18 protein-coding genes and 1 pseudogene are annotated in these 17,451 nt (G+C 73.8%); 5 read left to right on the top strand and 14 right to left on the bottom strand.

Annotated features, from left to right (window positions below; genetic code table 11):
* Positions 1 to 8: 8 nt before the first annotated feature.
* Both ADL15_RS45795 and ADL15_RS45790 read right to left on the bottom strand, forming a co-directional pair.
* Positions 9 to 398, bottom strand: coding sequence for a helix-turn-helix domain-containing protein (locus tag ADL15_RS45795; protein ID WP_157442010.1), 390 nt, complete (start codon positions 396 to 398; stop codon positions 9 to 11).
* A 36-nt stretch (positions 399 to 434) separates the two neighbouring features.
* Positions 435 to 968: a DUF2231 domain-containing protein gene (locus tag ADL15_RS45790; RefSeq protein WP_067706093.1), complete on the bottom strand. Its 534-nt coding sequence runs from the start codon at positions 966 to 968 to the stop codon at positions 435 to 437.
* Positions 969 to 1,137: 169 nt separating this feature from the next.
* Between ADL15_RS45790 and ADL15_RS45785 the strand changes: the two genes are divergently transcribed.
* Positions 1,138 to 1,815: a response regulator transcription factor gene (locus ADL15_RS45785; RefSeq protein WP_157442009.1), complete on the top strand. Its 678-nt coding sequence runs from the start codon at positions 1,138 to 1,140 to the stop codon at positions 1,813 to 1,815.
* Positions 1,812 to 3,059, top strand: a complete 1,248-nt coding sequence (locus ADL15_RS45780) for a sensor histidine kinase (RefSeq protein ID WP_067706091.1) — start codon at positions 1,812 to 1,814, stop codon at positions 3,057 to 3,059. Before ADL15_RS45785 ends, ADL15_RS45780 begins: the two co-directional genes overlap by 4 nt.
* 6 nt (positions 3,060 to 3,065) lie before the next feature.
* Here the strand turns inward: ADL15_RS45780 and ADL15_RS45775 are convergent, their stop codons facing one another.
* Entirely contained in the window at positions 3,066 to 3,839 is a 774-nt protein-coding gene (locus tag ADL15_RS45775; protein ID WP_083972551.1) for an SGNH/GDSL hydrolase family protein, read from the bottom strand.
* A gap of 263 nt (positions 3,840 to 4,102) precedes the next feature.
* Here ADL15_RS45775 and ADL15_RS45770 point away from each other — a divergent pair, with 263 nt between their 5' ends.
* The gene (locus ADL15_RS45770; RefSeq protein ID WP_157442008.1) at positions 4,103 to 4,801 is read left to right on the top strand and encodes a PilZ domain-containing protein; all 699 of its coding nucleotides are present in this window, start codon (positions 4,103 to 4,105) and stop codon (positions 4,799 to 4,801) included.
* Here the strand turns inward: ADL15_RS45770 and ADL15_RS53705 are convergent.
* A pseudogene (locus ADL15_RS53705) lies at positions 4,765 to 4,881 on the bottom strand (DNA-binding response regulator); the annotation flags it as partial. The gene ADL15_RS45770 and the pseudogene ADL15_RS53705 overlap by 37 nt on opposite strands.
* A gap of 196 nt (positions 4,882 to 5,077) precedes the next feature.
* Between ADL15_RS53705 and ADL15_RS45765 the strand changes: the two are divergent.
* Positions 5,078 to 6,817, top strand: a complete 1,740-nt coding sequence (locus ADL15_RS45765) for a sensor histidine kinase (protein WP_157442007.1) — start codon at positions 5,078 to 5,080, stop codon at positions 6,815 to 6,817.
* Between the two features lie 162 nt (positions 6,818 to 6,979).
* Here the strand turns inward: ADL15_RS45765 and ADL15_RS45760 are convergent, their stop codons facing one another.
* Together ADL15_RS45760 and ADL15_RS45755 are read right to left on the bottom strand one after the other, a co-directional pair.
* Positions 6,980 to 8,110, bottom strand: coding sequence for an SPFH domain-containing protein (locus ADL15_RS45760; RefSeq protein WP_232344960.1), 1,131 nt, complete (start codon positions 8,108 to 8,110; stop codon positions 6,980 to 6,982).
* Between the two features lie 17 nt (positions 8,111 to 8,127).
* Positions 8,128 to 8,379 (bottom strand): NfeD family protein, encoded by a 252-nt coding sequence (locus tag ADL15_RS45755; RefSeq protein WP_067706083.1) that lies wholly within the window; start codon positions 8,377 to 8,379, stop codon positions 8,128 to 8,130.
* 192 nt (positions 8,380 to 8,571) lie between these two features.
* Between ADL15_RS45755 and ADL15_RS45750 the strand changes: the two genes are divergently transcribed.
* Complete coding sequence (locus tag ADL15_RS45750) at positions 8,572 to 9,006, top strand: PspC domain-containing protein (RefSeq protein WP_157442006.1); 435 nt, start codon at positions 8,572 to 8,574, stop codon at positions 9,004 to 9,006.
* 3 nt (positions 9,007 to 9,009) lie between these two features.
* Here the strand turns inward: ADL15_RS45750 and ADL15_RS45745 are convergent, their stop codons facing one another.
* From ADL15_RS45745 to ADL15_RS45710, 8 genes are read right to left on the bottom strand one after another with little or no spacing between them, the layout of a single operon-like run.
* The gene (locus ADL15_RS45745) at positions 9,010 to 9,810 is read right to left on the bottom strand and encodes a glycoside hydrolase family 16 protein (protein WP_067706081.1); all 801 of its coding nucleotides are present in this window, start codon (positions 9,808 to 9,810) and stop codon (positions 9,010 to 9,012) included.
* Positions 9,783 to 10,904 (bottom strand): glycosyltransferase, encoded by a 1,122-nt coding sequence (locus ADL15_RS45740; protein ID WP_083972549.1) that lies wholly within the window; start codon positions 10,902 to 10,904, stop codon positions 9,783 to 9,785. The genes ADL15_RS45745 and ADL15_RS45740 overlap by 28 nt, the downstream gene beginning before the upstream one ends.
* Positions 10,901 to 12,031 (bottom strand): GNAT family N-acetyltransferase, encoded by a 1,131-nt coding sequence (locus ADL15_RS45735; RefSeq protein WP_083972548.1) that lies wholly within the window; start codon positions 12,029 to 12,031, stop codon positions 10,901 to 10,903. Before ADL15_RS45735 ends, ADL15_RS45740 begins: the two co-directional genes overlap by 4 nt.
* The gene (locus ADL15_RS45730) at positions 12,031 to 12,819 is read right to left on the bottom strand and encodes a Wzz/FepE/Etk N-terminal domain-containing protein (protein WP_083972547.1); all 789 of its coding nucleotides are present in this window, start codon (positions 12,817 to 12,819) and stop codon (positions 12,031 to 12,033) included. Before ADL15_RS45730 ends, ADL15_RS45735 begins: the two co-directional genes overlap by 1 nt.
* A complete protein-coding gene (locus ADL15_RS45725) occupies positions 12,816 to 13,910 on the bottom strand; it encodes a glycosyltransferase (RefSeq protein ID WP_067706077.1) in 1,095 nt (364 codons plus the stop codon). The genes ADL15_RS45730 and ADL15_RS45725 overlap by 4 nt, the downstream gene beginning before the upstream one ends.
* Positions 13,907 to 14,623: a polysaccharide deacetylase family protein gene (locus ADL15_RS45720; protein ID WP_198171294.1), complete on the bottom strand. Its 717-nt coding sequence runs from the start codon at positions 14,621 to 14,623 to the stop codon at positions 13,907 to 13,909. Before ADL15_RS45720 ends, ADL15_RS45725 begins: the two co-directional genes overlap by 4 nt.
* On the bottom strand, positions 14,613 to 16,130 hold the full coding sequence (gene murJ, locus ADL15_RS45715) for a murein biosynthesis integral membrane protein MurJ (RefSeq protein ID WP_157442004.1): 1,518 nt from the start codon (positions 16,128 to 16,130) through the stop codon (positions 14,613 to 14,615). Before murJ ends, ADL15_RS45720 begins: the two co-directional genes overlap by 11 nt.
* Positions 16,127 to 17,449: an O-antigen ligase family protein gene (locus tag ADL15_RS45710; RefSeq protein ID WP_067706073.1), complete on the bottom strand. Its 1,323-nt coding sequence runs from the start codon at positions 17,447 to 17,449 to the stop codon at positions 16,127 to 16,129. The genes murJ and ADL15_RS45710 overlap by 4 nt, the downstream gene beginning before the upstream one ends.
* Between the last annotated feature and the right edge of the window lie 2 nt (positions 17,450 to 17,451).

The raw sequence follows: 17,451 nt of genomic DNA, 5'->3' as shown, positions 1-17,451 counted from the left end.
GCCCGGGGTCATGCCCTGGGCCGGTCGCCGTCTGCGGTACGTCGTTCCCGGCCCCGCCGGGCGATCGTCGTCGCGGTCATCGCCGCGTAGACCTCGACGAGCGCCTGCCGCTGCCGGGCGGTCAGGTTCGGATCGGCCGCGATCGCGGCGAGCACCGCGGCCGGCCCCGGCGTCCGCGGCGCGGCCTGCTCGGTCAGCGCGTCGGCGGTGGTGCGCAGGGAGCCGGCGATCGCGTGCAGCACCCGTTCGGAGGGGGCGCGCAGCCCGCGCTCGATCTGCGACAGGTACGGGTTCGAGATGCCCACCATCGACGCCAGCTGCCGCATCGACAGCTCGGCCAGTTCCCGCTGCCGCCGGATGATCTCCCCGAGGCTCACCGGGGCCTGCTGGTCGTCCATGATGACCGAAGCCTAACGCCGCCGCGAACGGCTCGTTCAGTCGCCGTCGGGCCCGCCCGAGGTGGGGGTGGAGCTGAAGTTGCCGGTCCAGGACGCTTTCGCGCCGGAGTCGCCGATCCGGTACGTGTCGTAGACGGCGGAGCCGGCGATGAGTATGGCGAGCACCATGACGACCCTGGTGATCATGGCTGATCGCGGTGCCAGGTAGGCGCGGCGCCCGGTGGTGTCCGGGCCATCCGCCGCCGCGGTGGCCTCGCGCTGCCGCCACCAGATCACCAGCGCCAGGACGGCGACCGGCAGGGCGACCCAGATGGCGGTGTCGCCGAGTTCGGTGTGGTCGCGCAGCAGCGGGGTCTCGCCGACCCGGTGTTCCAGCCACTCACCGGCGCTCGTTGTCATCGGCACCAGGGCGACGACCAGCACGGACAGGATCGCGTTCGGCCCGGCCAGGCGGTGGCGGGCCGACGGCCAGACCGCGGTCAGCACGAGCAGCAGGGCGGCGAGCGGGAGCAGTACCACGATGGCGTGCACGAGCAGGATGTGTGCCGGCAGTCCGTTGAGGGTGCCCATCGAATTCCTTCCGGGAACGGCGCAGGAGCCGGCACCGCACCGGTGGTGACGAGCCGACTGTGACGTAGGCCAAGGCTAGGGACCGAATCTTCACGAACTCCCATTTTCGGCTGAGACGCTGGATCCGGCCCGCGGATCCGGCCCGGACCATCCCTGCGAGAGTGACACCATGACCGATGTTTCCCCGCCCGCGGCGACGCTGCTGGTCGTCGAGGACGACCGCGAGGTCGGTCCGCTGCTGGTGCGCCTGTTCCGGGGCGCCGGGTACGCCACCGATCTCGCCCCGGACGGTCAGGCCGGGCTGCATCTGGCGCTGACCCGCCGCTACGACGCGATGATCCTCGACCGCGCGCTGCCGGCCATCGAGGGTCTCGACCTGCTCGGCCGGCTGCGGCGATCCGGCATCACGGCTCCGGTGCTCGTGCTCACCGCGCTCGGCACCGTGCCGGACCGGGTGGCCGGCCTGGACAGCGGCGCCGACGACTACCTCGTCAAACCGTTCGAGATCGACGAACTGCTCGCCCGGATCCGGGTGCTGCTGCGCCGGCGGGCCGGTGCGCAGGAGCGGCTGACCGTCGGCGACGCGGAGTTCGATCTGATCTCCCGTACGGTGACCGGGCCGGGCGGCTCGGTGGTGGCGCTGTCCGGCCGGGAGAGCGATCTGCTGCGGCTGCTGGCCCGGAACCCGGCTCGGGCGTTCACCCGCGAGGAGATCGTGGCTCAGGTCTTCCCGGACACCACCGGCGTGACCCTGGCCGACACGTACGTGCACTACCTGCGGCGCAAGCTCGGTGCCGCGGTGGTGTCCACCGTGCGCGGGGTGGGCTACCGGCTCGGGCCCGGATGAGGCGCCGCAGCCCGGCGGGACCGGATCCGGATCGGCTGCTGCTGACCCGGGCGCGGCGGGTCATCGCCCTGCAGACCGCCGGTGCGATCACCGTGAGCCTGCTGGTGCTCGGGGTGCTGGCCCTTGTCGTGGTGATACACAGCCAGAACGCCGCCGCCACGACCCTGTTGCGCCAGACCGCGGCGAGCGCGGACGACGTGCGGGATCCGCCGCCGGACGTGTGGGTCTTCGTGCAGAGTGCGGCCGGTGTGCTCACCGCGACCGAGGACGCGCCCGGTGGGCTTCCGGACCGGGCCGCGCTGGACCGGGTCCGCGCCGGCCGGGCGAGCGTGACCACCCGGATCGCCGGCCGCGAGGGCGGTTACCTCGCGCTGACCAGGTGGCGGGGGACCCGGGTGGTGCAGGTGGTGATGAGCCGTCATGAACAGCACGACGAGCGGGAGCGGCTGCTCGGCGCCCTCGCCGCCGGTGAACTGGTCGGCCTGCTGATCGCGCTGTGCTCGGCGGCGTTGCTCGCGCGCCGGGCGACGGCCCCGCTGGCCGACGCGCTGGCCCGGCAACGACGTTTCGTCGCGGACGCCAGCCACGAGCTGCGCACCCCGCTGACCCAGTTGCACACCCGGGCTCAGCTGCTGCAGCGGGATCTGCGCACCGGAGCGGACGTCGCGGAGGTCACCAGCGACGTCGACCACCTGGTCACCGGCACCCGGCATCTCGGTGAGGTCGTCGAGGATCTGCTGCTCTCCAGCCAGCTCAGCCGGCGCGACGACGCCGGCGAGCCGGTCGACCTCGGGGCCGTGGCGGCCGACGTCATCGCGAACCAGGCCGGCCGGGCCGGTGCGCAGGAGGTGGAGCTGGTCCTGCGCACCGCCGCCGGGGAGACCTCCCCGGTCGTCGGACACCGAGCCGCCCTCCGGCGGGTGCTCACCGCCCTCGTCGACAACGCGCTGAGCCACACCCCGGCCGGCGGGCACGTGAGCGTCGAACTCGGCACGTCCGGCGCCGTCGTCACAGTCGTCGTCCGGGACGACGGCACCGGCTTCGACCCGGCCGACGCCGAACGGCTCTTCGCCCGTTTCGCGCGCGGCAGCCACGGCGATCACCGCCGCTTCGGGCTCGGCCTGGCGCTGGCCCGCGAGGTCGTCACCGGGCACGGCGGCACGATCGAGGCGAGCGGGCGACCGGGGCGCGGCGCGGTCTTCACCATCCGCCTGCCCGCCGCGGCCGGGCGTGACCGGTCCTGACGGCGCTCAGGGCGCCACGGCCGTGCGGGCCGCGTAGAGAGCGGCCGCGATGGTGGCGTGCCCCTCGGCGTTGGGGTGGTCGCCGTCGTCGGCGAGCAGGCGGGTCGGATCGGCGGTGCCGTCCGCGCCCTTGAACGCGGTCAGCGTCGGCACGAACGTCGCCGCTCCGGCGGCCGCCGCCGCGCGCAGGGCGTCGTTGGTGTACCCGGTGATGACGGCGGCCCGTGCGGTGTCGTCGGCGCTGTAGTCCTGCTGCGCGGCGTCGCCGTCCTCGAGGACGTTCCAGTACCCGACCACCAGGACCGGGACCGACGGCCGCCGGACGGCCCGGATCCGCTCCAGGGCCGCCGCCACGTTCGCCTCGACGGTGCCGGCCGCGCGGCGGTACGCGGCGGTGTCGCCGTCCGCGTCGAACACCGCGGCGAGGTCGTTGGCCCCGATCATGATCACGATGACCGAGGCGGACCGGAAAGCCGGCCGGTCGGCCGGGTCGCCGGCCTGCGCCAGGACGTCGGCCGAGACGATGCCCGGACGGGCCAGGTTGATCGTGTGCGCGTTCCCGGCGAGACGTCGGGCGTAGAGCCCGGGGAACGGCACGCAGCCGCAGGCGGTGCCGGCGGGCACCGAGTCGCCCAGGGCCAGGACGTTCACCGCCCCGGGCCGCGCGAGCACGGCGCGATCCCGCGCCGACGTCACCGCCGGGCCCCACGAGGTGCAGCCGAGCAGGGCGGCGAGGCCGAGGGCGACCGTTCTGGCCAGTGCGTACCGATGACCGGTCATGACACCTCGGCGAGGGGCGGGCGCGGGGCGGATCGGGGGAGCAGGGCGGCGGCGACCACGATGGCGAGTATCCCGAACGTTCCTGTGCTGGTGCCGACCGCCTCGCCGGCCGGCCGACCGCGCCCTGTCCGGTTCGGGACCTTTGTAGCGAAAAATCGGATAGCCCTGTTGACTGCCGCCGGCAGGTCGATGAGTCAGGCGTGGGACCGCCGGTCAGCGCCGACGAGCACGCTCATCTTCAGCTACCGAGAAAGGGTGTGGCGATGATGCATCACCGGAGGATCCTGCGGTCCGATGTCGATCTCAGTCACGAGCAGCCGCTGCCGTGGAACGTTCCCGAGGTACACATCTGGTTCCACGACGGGCCGGCGCTCAACTGCCGGGTGAGCCGGAGTCCCGGTGATCTGCTGCGGGTGCAGGCCGACGGGCTCATCGTGCCGGAGGGCACCCCGGTGGAGATCCAGTGGACCCAGGACGATCGTGGCTGCTACGCCGCGGGCACCGTCATCGCCGCGCCCCCGTCCGGCCCTCCCGGTCTGTATCTGCGCGTCGACGAGTCGGTCTCCGGGATCGAGCGACGAATCGGTGTCCGGCTCCCCGTGCAGCTGCCGGCCAGCGTGATCGCCCCATCCGGACGGGTGCTGCCCGGCCGCACCACGGATCTGTCACTGGGGGGTGCGAGCATCGTCGCGGACTCGCTCGCCTGCGGTGGATTCCTCGGCGACTTCCTGCAGCCGGAGCGGGACGCGCCGCAGGCACGAGCCTCGGTGGTGCTGGCGCTGCCCACCGGTGTCGCCACGCTGGCCTGCCGGGTCATCAGCGTCAGCGGGAACACCGGTCAGGTCCGGGTGCGGTTCGTGCACCACGATGGTCTGGTCATCGAACAGATCGGAGCGCTGCTGAGCGCCGAACAACGCCGGATCGCCCTGCGACGAGACGTGCCCAGCAGGCTCGACAAGTAGTCGCCAATCACCTCGATGTCGCCGGTGGCGTGCAGCAGGTCGACGAGGCCCCGGCGGACCACCTCGTGGTCGTCGAGCAGAAGACGCGGATTATCCCCACGTCCTACCGTGCCGGGTCCGGAAAACCCGAGCGTATCGGTTGTCCGGCAGCGCCGCGGCCCGCCGGCCAGCCGAACCGGCCTGGAGGATGGCCCGTTTCTCGCCGGTGGTCCCGCTGGCCTAGGATCAGGCCGATTCATTGAGGTCAACGCGCGGACTCGGCCAGGAGGTGCATCGATGCTTGCCAGCGACGCGTCTGCCGATGATCCGCAGACCGGCCCGACGCCTCGGCTGCGGTTTCCCGACCAGCCCCGGCTGGAGCTCGACCAGTTGCTGGGCCAGCTGATCAATCGGGCTCAAGAGGTGATCGGCACACAGGGCCGGCTCCGGGGGCTGCTCCAGGCCAACCAACTGATCATCGGTGAGCTGAACCTGCCGTCGGTGCTGCAACACGTCGTCGAGGCGGCCCGGGAGCTGACCGGCGCTCGCTACGCCGCGCTCGGCACCATCGCCCCCGGCGGAGGTCTCAGCGAGTTCGTGCACGTCGGCATGCCGGACGACATGGTCCGCCGGATCGGGCACCTGCCACAAGGCAAAGGCCTCCTCGGCGCCCTGATCGACGATCCCCGCCCGATCCGGCTCGGGCGCATCGCCGACGACGCCCGGTCCTCGGGCTTTCCCGCGGGGCATCCACCGATGGACAGCTTCCTCGGTGTGCCGATCGAGATCCGCGGCACCGTGTTCGGCAACCTGTACCTGGCCGAGAGCGACAACGGCGCGTTCAGCCAGGACGACGAGGAGCTCGCCCGGGCACTGGCCGCGACCGCCGCGGTCGCCATCGACAACGCCCGGCTGTACGAGTTCGCCCGGGTGCGCGGGGAATGGCTGCAGGCGTCCGGTGCCATCACCGCCGAGCTGCTCGCCGCCGACGACCAGGAGGGCTCGGTGCTGAAGCTGATCGCCGAGCGTAGCCGTGAGCTGGCCCGAGCCGACCTGGTCACGGTCGTCCTTCCGTTGCCGGCTGGCGACGCGCTCGGGATCGAGGTCGCCGTCGGCGCGGGCGGTGCGGCGCTGACCGGGCAGATCCTGGCGTTGGAGGGCTCGTTGAGTGGCCGGGTGTACCGGGAAGGTACGCCGCTGCGCCTCGACGCGCCGCAGAAGGGCGAGACCGATCCGCCGACCGACGGTGCGCTCGACATCGGGCCCAGCATGATGCTGCCGTTGCAGGGCTCGACCCGGGTACTCGGCGTGCTCGGTGCCTTCCGCCGCCGTGGCGCCGCCGGGTTCGCGGCCGAGGAGCTGGAGATGGCCGGTAGTTTCGCCGCGCAGGCAGCGGTCGCCATCGAACTGGCCGATGCCCGCGCCGAGCAGCAGCGGGTCGCGATGCTGGACGATCGCGAGCGGATCGCGGCCGACCTGCACGACCACGTGATTCAGAAACTCTTCGCCGCCGGCCTGTCGTTGCAGACGGTGTCGGCCCGCGTCGGCCCGGGTGCGGCGCAGGACCGCATCACGAGCGTCATCGACGATCTCGACGACACCATCGGCCAGATCCGCACCACCATCTTCGCCCTACAGGAGACCCGGCGAGAGGACGGCGGCGGGCCGCGGGCACGCCTGCTGGACGTGGTGGTGCAGTCCCGGCAGACCCTCGGCTTCGAGCCGGGCCTGCGCTTCGCCGGCCTGCTCGACATGCTGCGTGGCGACGTCGTCCAGGATCTGGTCGCCGTGCTGCGCGAGGCGCTCAGCAACATCGCACGGCACTCGCGGGCCCGCTGTGCCGACGTCGCGGTCACCGTGTCCGACGGCCGGTTGACGTTGACGGTGTGCGACGACGGCGTCGGATTCACCGGCGACAACCGTGGCAGCGGTCTGACCAATCTGCGGCAACGGGCCGAACGTCATGACGGCACCCTGACTGTCGAGGGAGCCCCCGCCGGGGGCACGACGCTGACCTGGTCGGTGCCGATTCCCTGATCGCCGCCGGTACGCCGGTGACGTCACGCCGTGCGCTGATCCGGCGCTGTCGCGGTGGTCGCGTCGGCTGCGGTGGGCGCGTGGTTCCTGCCGACGTGCCTCCCGTCGAGAGGGACAGGACGGCAGGACGGCGCACGGGATCACGTCCGCACGAAAAACCGGTCAGGCGGCCGTCACGGGATTGATCGGCGCGACCGCGGTGCCCGGTTTCGTGGGCTGGGCCGGTTCCACCCGCATGCCGTTGCGGATCGCGTCGAGCATGGTCATGCCCTGGGCGGCCAGCGAGGCGACCACGCTGTTGAGGCCCTCGGCGCCGTCCAGCACGGTGACGTTCGCGCCGCGCAGCCCCTCGGCGGCGGCCCGCAACATCTCCGGCAGCTTCTCGATGATCGCCTGGTCCAGGGCGATCCGGCCCTCGGCCGCCGCGGCCTCGGCGGAGAGCTTGGTGGCGTCCGCGTCGGCGCGGGCCAGCGCGCGGATCCGTTCGGCCTCTGCCTCGGCGGGCCGGATCACCTCGGCGATCAGCTCGGCCTCGCGCAGCTCGGCGTTGCGCTGGGCGACCAGGGCGCGTTCGGTGATCACCTCCTGGGCGGCGCGGGCGGCGGCGAGCGGGCCGGCCTGGGCCGCGGTCTGCTGTGCCTGGTCGATCTCTGCCTGGTACTGGGCCTTGGCGATGGCGGTCTGCCGGGCGTATTCCGCCTGGTGCCGGATGCTCTCCTGCTGGGCCATCGCGCTCTGCCGGTCGGCGTCGGCCTGCGCGACACTCGCCTCCTGGTTGACCCGGGCCTGGTGCGGCGCCGCGAGGGCCTTGATGTAGCCGACACCCTTGTCGTCGATGCTGCTGATCTGCAGCGAGTCGACGGCCAGGCCGATCCGGGCCATCTCCGGCTTGCTGGCGTCGACGATCGCGTCGGCCAGGGTCTGCTGCTCCCGGATGATCGACTCGACGGTCATGCTGCCGATGATGCTGCGCAGGTGGCCCGAGAAGATCCGGCCGACCAGCGTCGGCATCTGGCCCTGGTCACCCTGGAACCGGCGGGCGGCCGCGGCGATCGACTCGTGGTCGTCGCCGACCTTGAACGCGATCACCGCGCGGACCGCGAGGGTCAGGCCCTGCTTGGTGTACGCGTCCTCGGCGACCTCGGCCTCCTGCATGGCCAGGGTGAGCCGGGTGGCCTTGGAGAGCACCGGCGTGACGAAGACACCGTGCCCCGTGACGATCTTGAACGGCAACGCGTCGGCGCCCCGCTGCTTGCGACCACTGATCAGTAACGCCTCGTTGGGGGCGGGCACCCGATAACCGAACACTGTTACAGCCCTTCTGTCACGCCGCGGGCGGATCCGTCCGGTGGCACGGTGGGCCATGGCTCGACGTCGACCTGACGCGCGCCACGGCTGTTGATCACGAGCACCTCGGTGCCGACCGGAAGAGGCCCGGCCGAGTATGCGAGGTAGTAGTGCGCCAGGCCGCCGACCAGCAGGCGGACCTCTCCGGCCCGCTCGCCTCCGCGGATTGCGGTGATCACCGTTCCGCACCGGCCGACCAGCGTCACACTCGTCACGTCTGCATTGTGCTCCTGCCCCGCGAGCCCCGGCCGCCCCGGTCCATGGTGGCGTGGAGCCCCTGGTGTGGCGCTCCACCGAGACCTGCCGGGCCGTCGGTGGCCGGGGCCGTCGGGCCCTTGTCCACCCGGCTCTTCGACCCTGCCTACGGCCCGGGCGCCGGGGGATGGTGGAACAGGGAGGTGGGTGTCATGACAGCACCGTCCGGCATTGGCCCGAACCCGCCGATCGAGCCGGGGTCGTCGCCGCGTGTCCTGCGCCGCAGCCGGGCCGACCGCATGATCGGCGGGGTGTGCGGCGGGCTCGCCCGGTACTTCGACGTCGACCCGGTGCTGCTGCGGATCGCCGCGGTGGCGCTCGTCCTGGCGAGCGGGTTCGGCCTGGTGGGCTACGTGATCGCCTGGATCGTGATCCCGGAGGACGACGGCGAGCCGGTGGCCGGGCCGCGTCCGGCCGCGGCCGGCCTGCTGCCCTGGTACCTCGGGGTGGCGTTGATCGCAATCGGTGGCGTGTTGCTGCTGCGGGTGGTGGCGCCGTGGTTCGGCACACCGCTGCTCTGGCCGCTGGTCATCGTCGTGACCGGCATCGCGGTGCTGGTGGTGGCCGCTTGGGGCCGCCGAACGTGAGCGTCAGGCCGGCGGGGCCGTTGCCGTCCACACCCGGATGTAGTCGACCAGCTTGACCGCGGTGGTGGTGCCCGGCTCGGGCGGGATGCGGGCGTAGACCGCCAAGTTGGAGATGATCGCCGTCGGACCGTCCGAGGTGGCGGCGGTACGGCAGATTGCGGTGCCGTCGACATACCAGGTGGTGCCGGTGGGCTCGATCGCCACACCGTAGGTGTGCCAGCCTCCGGCCGGATGGAACGGCGGGCGCCACTCGCAGCGCCCGCCGACGCCGGAGAACTGCGTGCCGTAGAGCCGCCCGGGGTTGTCCGAGTAGTACTCGTACACGTCGGTCTCGATGTGCCGGTCCACCCCGCCGGCCTGCCAGGTCCAGAACGCCGGCCAGAAGCCGCGGCGGGCCGGCAGGACCGCGCGCTCCTCCAGGAACGCGTACCGGATGTGGAACACCGGGGCGGTGGTGATCAGACAGGACGTCCAGCCGTACCGCTGCCCGGAGGCCGGGGAGATCACCCGGTCACGGCGTGCGGTCATGGCGAGCCGACCGGCACCGACCCTGCAGTTGCCGGCCCGGTTCCACTCGAGTTGCTGGTTGCCCGGGTTGCCCCGGCCGCCGTCCGGTTCCGCGCTGGAGTGATCGGACCAGTGGTGCGGGTCGAGGGTGGCGCCGTCGAACTCGTCGCTGAAGGCGAGCCGCCAGCCACCCGGTGCGCCGAGCGGCCGCGGAACCTGTGGCGTCGTTGCGGGCGCGCCGGGCGTGCAGCCGGCGAGCACGAGGCAGATCACGACGACCGGCAGCCGGCGGACCATCGCGCCACCTCCTCGGTCCGGGCCGCGAGCTGCTCGTAGGTGTCCCGTACGTCGAATCGGGCGGCGTGCCGTGCGGCCGCCGCACCCTCGGCGTCGCAGACCGGCCGGTGGAGCAGCCGCGTGCTCAGCGCCGCGGCCAGCGCCTGGGTGTCCTCCGGGGCCACGCGGTCGCCGGCACCGGGGCCGAGCGCCTCGCCCAGCCCGGGGATGTCGCTGACGACCACACTCCGGCCGAGGGCCATCGCCTCCAGCAGGACCAGCGACAGCCCCTCCCACCGCGACGGCAGGGCCACGACGTCCGCGGCCACCAGCCAGTCGCGCACGTCGTCGACCGCCCCGGCGAACGTGACCCCGCCGGTGGCCCGCGCGCGGAGCCGTCCGGCGAGATCTCCGTCGCCGACCAGCACCAGGTGGGCCGACGGACAGCGGTCCCGCACCGCCGGCCAGGCCGCGAGCAGCACGTCCTGACCCTTCTGCCGGGTCAGCCGGCCCGGGCAGACGGCCAGCGGGCTGTCGGTGGGCACCCGGAGCCGGCGCCGGGCGGCGACGCGGTCGGCGGTGTCTGCGGGCCGGAACCGGTCCAGGTCCACACCGTTGCGAACCACGGTGTACCGGCCCCGGACGCCGGCCGTCCGGCCCTGCCGCGCCTCGCCGTCGCCGACGCAGACGAACAGGGCGGTCCGCCGGGCGGCGAGCCGCTCCCAGGCCAGGCAGGCGTGACGCAGCGCGCCGCCGGTGGCCAGCCAGGACCAGCCGTGCGGCTGGAAGACGATCGGCACGTGCGGCACCGGCCACAGCCGCCCGGCCAGCCCCGCGGTGGACGCGTGCAGGTGCAGCACATCGGGCCGGACCGCCTGGATCAGCGCCCGCAGCCGGATCGCCTCGCCGGGCGACCCGGGCCCGGGGCCGCGAGTGGCGGCCCAGGGCAGCCGGGACACGCCGGCGCGGGCCAGATCGGCGGCGAGCCGCCCGTCGCCGGGGCAAGCGACCGTGACGTGCCAGCCGCGGGCACACTGATCACGGCAGGCGCCCAGGACGTACCGGGCGACGCCCGCCTCGGTGGGCTGGGCCACGTGCAGCACGGTGGGACTCATCGGTGGAGCCGATCCCGGACCGTGCGCAGCCACGGCGCGTGCTCCTTGGCGGCCGCGACGGCGGCCCGCCCGGCCCGGACCGCGGCGGCGTAGCCGAGGCCCGCCGGGCTCGCCGGGCGGACCAGCAGGATCCGCTGGTTGCGCGTACGCCGCGGGTGCCATCGGTCCTTGTAGGGCTCCTCGCCGCGCAGGAAGCTCACCGTGGACAGCCCGAGCCGGTGTGCCCGGGGCATCGCGTCGGCCAGCATGGTCATGGTCAGGTCCATCCCCCGGCGCATCTCCGGGTCCACGCCGGACAGGTAGCCGTCCAGCGAGTCGTGACCGAGGAAGGCCAGGTGCGCGCCGAGCACCCGGTCCCCGTCGCGGTATTCGACCAGGCTCGCCTGCCCGGCGCCGAGCATCGTGGTGACCGCGCGGCGCAGGTACGCCGCGAACGCCGGGCTCAGGTGCTCGGGGTTGATCCCCCGGCCACGCCACTGCTGCGCGTGCAAGCGCAGCAGTTCCGTCACCGCGGGGCCGGCCTCGTCCGCGGGGACCTCGTGCAGATCCAGCCCCGACCGGTCCAGCACGACCAGCGTGTGCCGGGCGGTCCGGCGCTGTCTCCCGGGCAGCGACGCCAGGAATGCGGTCAGGGTCTGCGTGGTGAGCTCCTGGCACATCGAGGACGCGATCCGGTAGCGGCGTCCCGGCCAGGCGTCCCAGAACGCGGTGCCGGTCAGCGCGCCCGGTCGCGACTCCGGCAGGTCGATCACCTGCCAGTCCGGCTGGGCCAGCAGCGCGCGGGTCAGGGCGCGGGCGGCCGGCTCGGCGACGTCGTCGTCGATCAGGACGTCGGTGTGGTCGGCCAGGTCCCCGCCGAGCGGCACCAGTACGCGGACACCGCCCCGGCGCCGCAGCATCAGCGGTGCCGCGGCGACCAGCCGGCGGTCGTGCCGGATCAGTGTGAGCCGCAGGCATCCGGGCCGGGCGTAGGCGTGCCACCACCCCTCCAGCCAGCCGTACGACTGGAAGGGCGAAGCGGTGGCGCAACGCCGGTACAGGTCCGCCCAGTCGTCGCGCAGGTTCCGGAACGCGTCGTCACCGCGGACGGTCTCGACCGTCCATCCGGCGTCGGCCCTGGTGATCATCAGAGGTCCTCCGATCCTTCGACGGGGGCCCGGCCCACCGCGGGGGGCAGGGGTGCGGTCCCCACCGCGGGTGAGACCGGGTGGTCCGGCACCGGACGCAGCAGCGCGGTCGGCGGTGTTCCGTCCGGGTGGGACACCGGTGGCAGGGTGAGGATCGGCTGCAGCAGGGTCCGGTCCGGGGGCGCCGGCGGCACCGCGGCCCGGGCGGCGGGCGGTGTGCCGGCGGGTTCGGCGGGCGGCTCACGGCGTCCGCCACCGCCCAGGGCGGCCAGTCCGCCGATGAGCAGTCCGGCGGCCGCGCCGACCGCGAGCTCCAGCGGTGGCTTCGGCGACGTGGGCCGCGCCGGTACGGTCGCCGGGGCCAGCACGGACAGCTTGACGGTGGTGTCCGTGCTGCGCTTGGACGCGTAGTCGGCGAGCGCCCGGGCCACCGCGTTCGCGAGATCCGCGGTGTGCCGGGCACTCGTGCCGGTGGCGACGATCTCGACGACCGGCGCGTCCGGCGAGGTGGACGCACGGACCGACGACAGGCCCGCGACGTCGTGGAGCCGGCTGCGGGCGGCGGCCAGCACCGGACCACTGGTGGCTATCCGGCCGTACGCCTGGGCGAAGTTCAGCGCGGTCGCCGGGTCGCTGCGCGACGCGGTCGCCACCACGTAGGCCTTCGCCGTGTAGGTGGGATCCTTCACCGCCGCGTAGGTCGCTCCGGCCGCGCCGCCGAGAACGGCGAGCACCGTGATCAGGACGAGCCGCCGGATCACCCGGCGCAGAGACGATGACGAGTTCATGGAGCAATCCCTTCCCCGACGCGCGGCGCGATGCGCTGATACAGGTCGGCGACCGAGCGGGCCGCCCGCGCGATGTCGTAGTGACCCACCACCGCGGGGACCGGCAGCCGGGCCCCGCCGCGGTCCAGGCCGGCGGCCAGCGCGCCGGGCAGCGCCGCGGGGCGGTCGATCCGCCGCCACGATCCGCCGGCCGGGACGTCGTCGAGCGCCGGGCAGCACGCGTACACCGCGGGCAGCCCGCTGGCCAGTGCCTCGAGGACGGTCAGGCCGAACGTCTCCCGCGGTGACGGCGAGACGAACAGATCCATCGCGCAGTACCACTCGCGGGTGCCGGCGGTCTCGCCGGTGATGATCACGCGGTCCGCCACGCCGAGACGGGTGGCGCACGCCCGCAGCGCGGGTACCGCGGGGCCGCCGCCGACCAGCAGCAGGACCGTCCCGGGCAGCGCGGGCAGGGCCTGTACGAGCAGGTCGAAGCGCTTGCCGGCGACCATCCGCCCGACCGCGCCGACGACCGGCACGTCCGGGGTGACGCCGAGCTCGGCCCGGGTGGCGTCGCGCAGGCGCGGGTCGAAGCGGAACTCGCCCGGGTCGATGCCGTTCGGGATGACGGTGATCCGGTGCGCCGGCACGCCCCAGGCGAGCAGGCGGCCGGTGACGGCACCGGAGACCGCGATGGTCATCCGGCCGAGCCGCTCGGTGGTGAGGTACAGCGCCCGCACCCCGGCCGAGGTGCGGTGGCCCTCGATGACCCCGTCGCCCAGCGAGTGTTCGGTGGCCACGGCCGGCACCCCGGCGAGGCGCGCCGCGACGCGGCCGTACACGCAGGCGCGGTACAGGTGGGTGTGCACGAGATCGAAGCCGCCCCGGCGGATCAGCCGCACCAGCCGGGGCACGACGGTGACGTCCCGGTTGCCCCGCATGGTGAGCTCGTGCACCACGGTGCCGCCGGCCCGGATCGCGCCGGCCACCACTCCGGGGTGCGACAGGGTGACGACCTCGCACTCGACCGGCAGCCGGGGCAGCAGTAACCGCAGCTGGTGTTCGGCTCCGCCGGCGTCCAGCCCGGTGATGACGTGCAGCACCCTCATACCGGCACCCGTCCCGTGGTGAGGCGGTGGCGGGCCAGCTTCGCGTAGAGGCGCGGCGGCGTATCGCGGTCGCCGACGAAGGTGCGTGGCAGGGTGAGCGGGCCGGCGGGCAACTCCCGCCCGGCCGCGCAGGCGTACTCGTAGCCGGCGGCCGCGACTGCCGCGGTTTCCCGCGGACCGGCGTCGCCGTACGGGTAGCAGAACCCGGTCACCGGCCCGCCGGCCAGCGCGGACAGGGCGCCGCGGCTGCGGAGCAGGTGCTCGGCCAGTTCCGTGGGGCCGAGCCCGGGCAGGTGCACGTGATGCAGGCCGTGCGAGCCGATCTCCATTCCCGCCGCGGCGACCTGGCGTACCTGCGTGGCGGTCAGCAGGCGCTTGCGGGGGCCCGGGTCGTCCCAGGTGTTCCAGCCGCCGAGAGCGCCGGCCACGACGAACACCGTGGCGGTGAATCCGTGCCGAACGAGGGCCGGCAGCGCTTCCGTGACGAAGTCGGCGTACCCGTCGTCGAAGGTCAGGCCGACGAGCCGGGCGTCGTGGCCGGAGCGGCGCCGGCGCAGCAGCTCGCGCATCGAGACCCCGCGCCGGCCGTGCCGGTGCAGCCAGCGCAGCTGGTGCTCGAACCGGTCGGGCCGGACGGTCACCTGATACGGATCGTCGTGGTAGGCCTGCACCGAGTGGTACATCAGTACGAACGGTGCGGATTCAGTCGTCATGACGCAGCCTCCGGGAAACGGCCGTGGTCACCGCGGCGATCTCGGGGAACCCGGCGAGCCGGGCCAGGCCGGCGAAGACCGCGAGCACCACGATCCCGCCCGCGATCGCCTGGGGCAGGGGTGTGAGCCCGGTCATGACACGCGCCGCGAACAGCCCGGCACCGCACGCGGCCGCACCCACCAGGGCCAGCCGGCCCACGGCACCGGCGATCGCGCGCACCGAGATCGGCAGGACCCGGCGGCGCAGCCCGGTCAGCAGCAGCACGGCGGCGACGGTGATCCCGATACCGTTGGCGGCGGCGATGGCGGGCGCGCCGAACAGGGGAGTGCCGAGCGTGGCCAGCACGGCGGTCAGGCCCAGCCCGGCCGCCATGACGGCGACCGGGAACCAGGTACGCTGCCCGTCGGCGTAGTACGGCCGGGCGAGCACGCCGACGAACGAGTGCCCGAGCACGCCCAGCGCGTAGACGCGCATCACCGTGGCGGTGGCCGCGGTGTCCGCGGCGGTGAACTCGCCGTGCTGCAGCAGGACCGCGACGACCTGCGGCGCGTACGCGATCAGGAAGGCCACCGAGACCAGGATCAGGGCGGTGACCGTCCGCAGGTCGGCCTCGACCCGGTGCCGGGCCTTCGCGACGTCGCCGGCCGCGACGTCGCGAGCGAGGGTCGGGAACGTGACCGCGCAGACCAGCAGCGCGACGAGCATCGGGATCTGGTCGATCTTCTGGGCGTAGTTGAGGTGTGAGATGGTGCCCGCGGACAGGTCGGACGCGACGAACCGTTCGACGAAGACCTGGGCCTGCCGGGTCAGTGTGTAGGCGACCACCGGAACGACCGCGCCGGCCGTGAGCGCCGAGCCGCCCAGGTGCCAGCCGTGCGGCAGGCCCACCCGGCGCAGGTACGCCGGCACCTGCACGAGCACCATGAGCAACCCGCCCAGGGCCACACCGCCGGCCGCGCTGACCACGCCGAACCGGGCGTGCAGCAGGATCATGCAGCCGACGATGCCGACGTTGTACACCAGGGTCAGCGCGGCCGGCGGGCCGAACACCTGGTGGGCGCGCAGGGCGGCGCTGAGATAGCCGGCCACGCCGAAGGTCAGCACGGTCAGCGCGGTGTAGCGCGTGCACGTGACCGCCAGGCCGGGGTCGGCCAGCCCGGGTGCGAGCGCGTGCACCAGCAGCGGGGCTCCGGCCAGGACCGCCGCGCACAGGACGACCAGGGCGAACGTGATCCGGGGCAGCGTGGTGGCCACGACCGCCCGGGCGTCGTCGCCACGGGCGAGCGCCGCGCTGAACAACGGGATCATGAGCAGCGTCAGCGCGCCCTCGACCACCAGCACGTACGCCGTCTCGGGCACGGTCCACGCGACCAGGAATGCGTCGGAGCCACCGCCCGCGCCGAAGTAGCGGGCCAGCAGCAGGTCCCGGCCGAGCCCGAGCGCCGTACCGGTCAGGGAGATCCCGACGGTGAGGACGGCGGCCTTCGCCAGCGTGGTGCCGTTCATGACGCCGCCACCCCCGGTTCGGCTCGTGCGGGGCGGGTGCCGGCCGGGACGATGAGAACGCGTCGTGCCGCCAGGCCGAGCAGCACCGCCAGCAGGACCGCGCCGGAGCCGCCGCCGAGATCGCCGTAGACGAAGTCGACCAGGGTCCACGCCACGATGCCGGGAGCGGCCAGGTCGAGGAAGCGCCGCTCGGGACCGCCGGATCCGGAGGGAGCCCGGCGTACCGCACCGGCCGCGAGCGCGCCGAGCAGCCCGCCGAACGCGACCAGCCCGACGGTGCCCTGTTCGCTGAGGACCTGCAGATACTGGTTGTGTGCGGACAACAGCGGCTCACGGCCCAGCCCGGTCGAGGGGTCGCCGACGTCGCTGCCCGCCGACAACGCCACCGAGGCGTAGGAGTCGCGGTATCCGGCGAAGTCCCGGATTCCGACGCCGAGCACCGGGTGATCGGCCCAGATCGCCGCGGCGGTCCGCCACAGCGCGTAGCGGTCCAGCACGGACTGGTCGGGCGCGGAGGTCGAGGTGGTGATGCTGGTGATGCGTTCGACGAATGTGCCCGGTCCGCCGTGGCCGGCGACGGTGAGCGGCAGGGCGGCGACCAGCAGGGCAGCGGTGCCGGCGACCCCGATGGCCACGCGCCGGTTCGCGACGGCCAGCACCGCCAGCACCGCGATCGCGGTGGCGATCCAGGCGCCGCGGCTGAGCGTGAGAGCGAGCGGGACCAGCAACAGCCCGGCGAGAGCGATCAGGAGCGGCCGGGCCGGGCCGCGGACCGCGAGGCCGAGCGCCAGCGTGACCACGATGCCGTAACCGAGCAGCGAGGCGAGCGCCATGACCTGCTCCGGGCCGAAGGTGCCGACCGCCCGGAGGTATTCGCCCGCGTACGACGCGCCGGTCCGGCTGAGGTACTGGTGGACGCCGACCCCGCCCTCGGCGGCCGCCACCGCGACGAGGGCGCCCGCGACCAGGTACAGGTCGGACCGGTCGCGCAGCGCCAGCGCCACCGCGACCGGCACCAGCACGAAGATCTCGGCGTAGCGCACGAAGCCGAGCACACTGGTGGACACGTCCGTCGCGGTCACCGTCGCCAGCGCGAAGGCGGCCAGCGCGACGCCGAACGGGAGCCAGCCCCATCGGGTGCGGCCGCGGAGGCCGACCAGGGACTGGATCGCGACCACGGCGACACCGAGGCCGGCCGCGACGTCGGCGGGGCTGAGCCGGGACGTGGTGACATCGTCGGGTCCGGCGGGCAGGCAGGCCAGCAGGACCGCGGCGGCGATCAGCGCGCTCGGCCGGAGAAGTCGGTGACCCGCGGGCACGG

Source organism: Actinoplanes awajinensis subsp. mycoplanecinus, from assembly GCF_001509495.1.
In the GTDB taxonomy this organism is placed as follows: domain Bacteria; phylum Actinomycetota; class Actinomycetes; order Mycobacteriales; family Micromonosporaceae; genus Actinoplanes; species Actinoplanes palleronii.
The sequence above is the reverse complement of the archived record's forward strand: the minus strand, read 5'-3'. Positions and strand labels throughout refer to the sequence as shown.

Bases quoted from the DNA above. Each gene is read 5' to 3' on its own strand.
- ADL15_RS45770 (WP_157442008.1), top strand. From the start codon at position 4,103: ATGATGCATCACCGGAGGATCCTGCGGTCCGATGTCGATCTCAGTCAC.
- ADL15_RS45775 (WP_083972551.1), bottom strand. From the start codon at position 3,839: ATGACCGGTCATCGGTACGCACTGGCCAGAACGGTCGCCCTCGGCCTC.
- ADL15_RS45765 (WP_157442007.1), top strand. From the start codon at position 5,078: ATGCTTGCCAGCGACGCGTCTGCCGATGATCCGCAGACCGGCCCGACG.
- ADL15_RS45790 (WP_067706093.1), bottom strand. From the start codon at position 968: ATGGGCACCCTCAACGGACTGCCGGCACACATCCTGCTCGTGCACGCC.
- ADL15_RS45780 (WP_067706091.1), top strand. From the start codon at position 1,812: ATGAGGCGCCGCAGCCCGGCGGGACCGGATCCGGATCGGCTGCTGCTG.
- murJ (WP_157442004.1), bottom strand. From the start codon at position 16,130: ATGAACGGCACCACGCTGGCGAAGGCCGCCGTCCTCACCGTCGGGATC.
- ADL15_RS45740 (WP_083972549.1), bottom strand. From the start codon at position 10,904: ATGAGTCCCACCGTGCTGCACGTGGCCCAGCCCACCGAGGCGGGCGTC.
- ADL15_RS45785 (WP_157442009.1), top strand. From the start codon at position 1,138: ATGACCGATGTTTCCCCGCCCGCGGCGACGCTGCTGGTCGTCGAGGAC.
- ADL15_RS45750 (WP_157442006.1), top strand. From the start codon at position 8,572: ATGACAGCACCGTCCGGCATTGGCCCGAACCCGCCGATCGAGCCGGGG.
- ADL15_RS45730 (WP_083972547.1), bottom strand. From the start codon at position 12,819: ATGAACTCGTCATCGTCTCTGCGCCGGGTGATCCGGCGGCTCGTCCTG.
- ADL15_RS45720 (WP_198171294.1), bottom strand. From the start codon at position 14,623: ATGACGACTGAATCCGCACCGTTCGTACTGATGTACCACTCGGTGCAG.
- ADL15_RS45745 (WP_067706081.1), bottom strand. From the start codon at position 9,810: ATGGTCCGCCGGCTGCCGGTCGTCGTGATCTGCCTCGTGCTCGCCGGC.
- ADL15_RS45725 (WP_067706077.1), bottom strand. From the start codon at position 13,910: ATGAGGGTGCTGCACGTCATCACCGGGCTGGACGCCGGCGGAGCCGAA.
- ADL15_RS45795 (WP_157442010.1), bottom strand. From the start codon at position 398: ATGGACGACCAGCAGGCCCCGGTGAGCCTCGGGGAGATCATCCGGCGG.
- ADL15_RS45735 (WP_083972548.1), bottom strand. From the start codon at position 12,031: ATGATCACCAGGGCCGACGCCGGATGGACGGTCGAGACCGTCCGCGGT.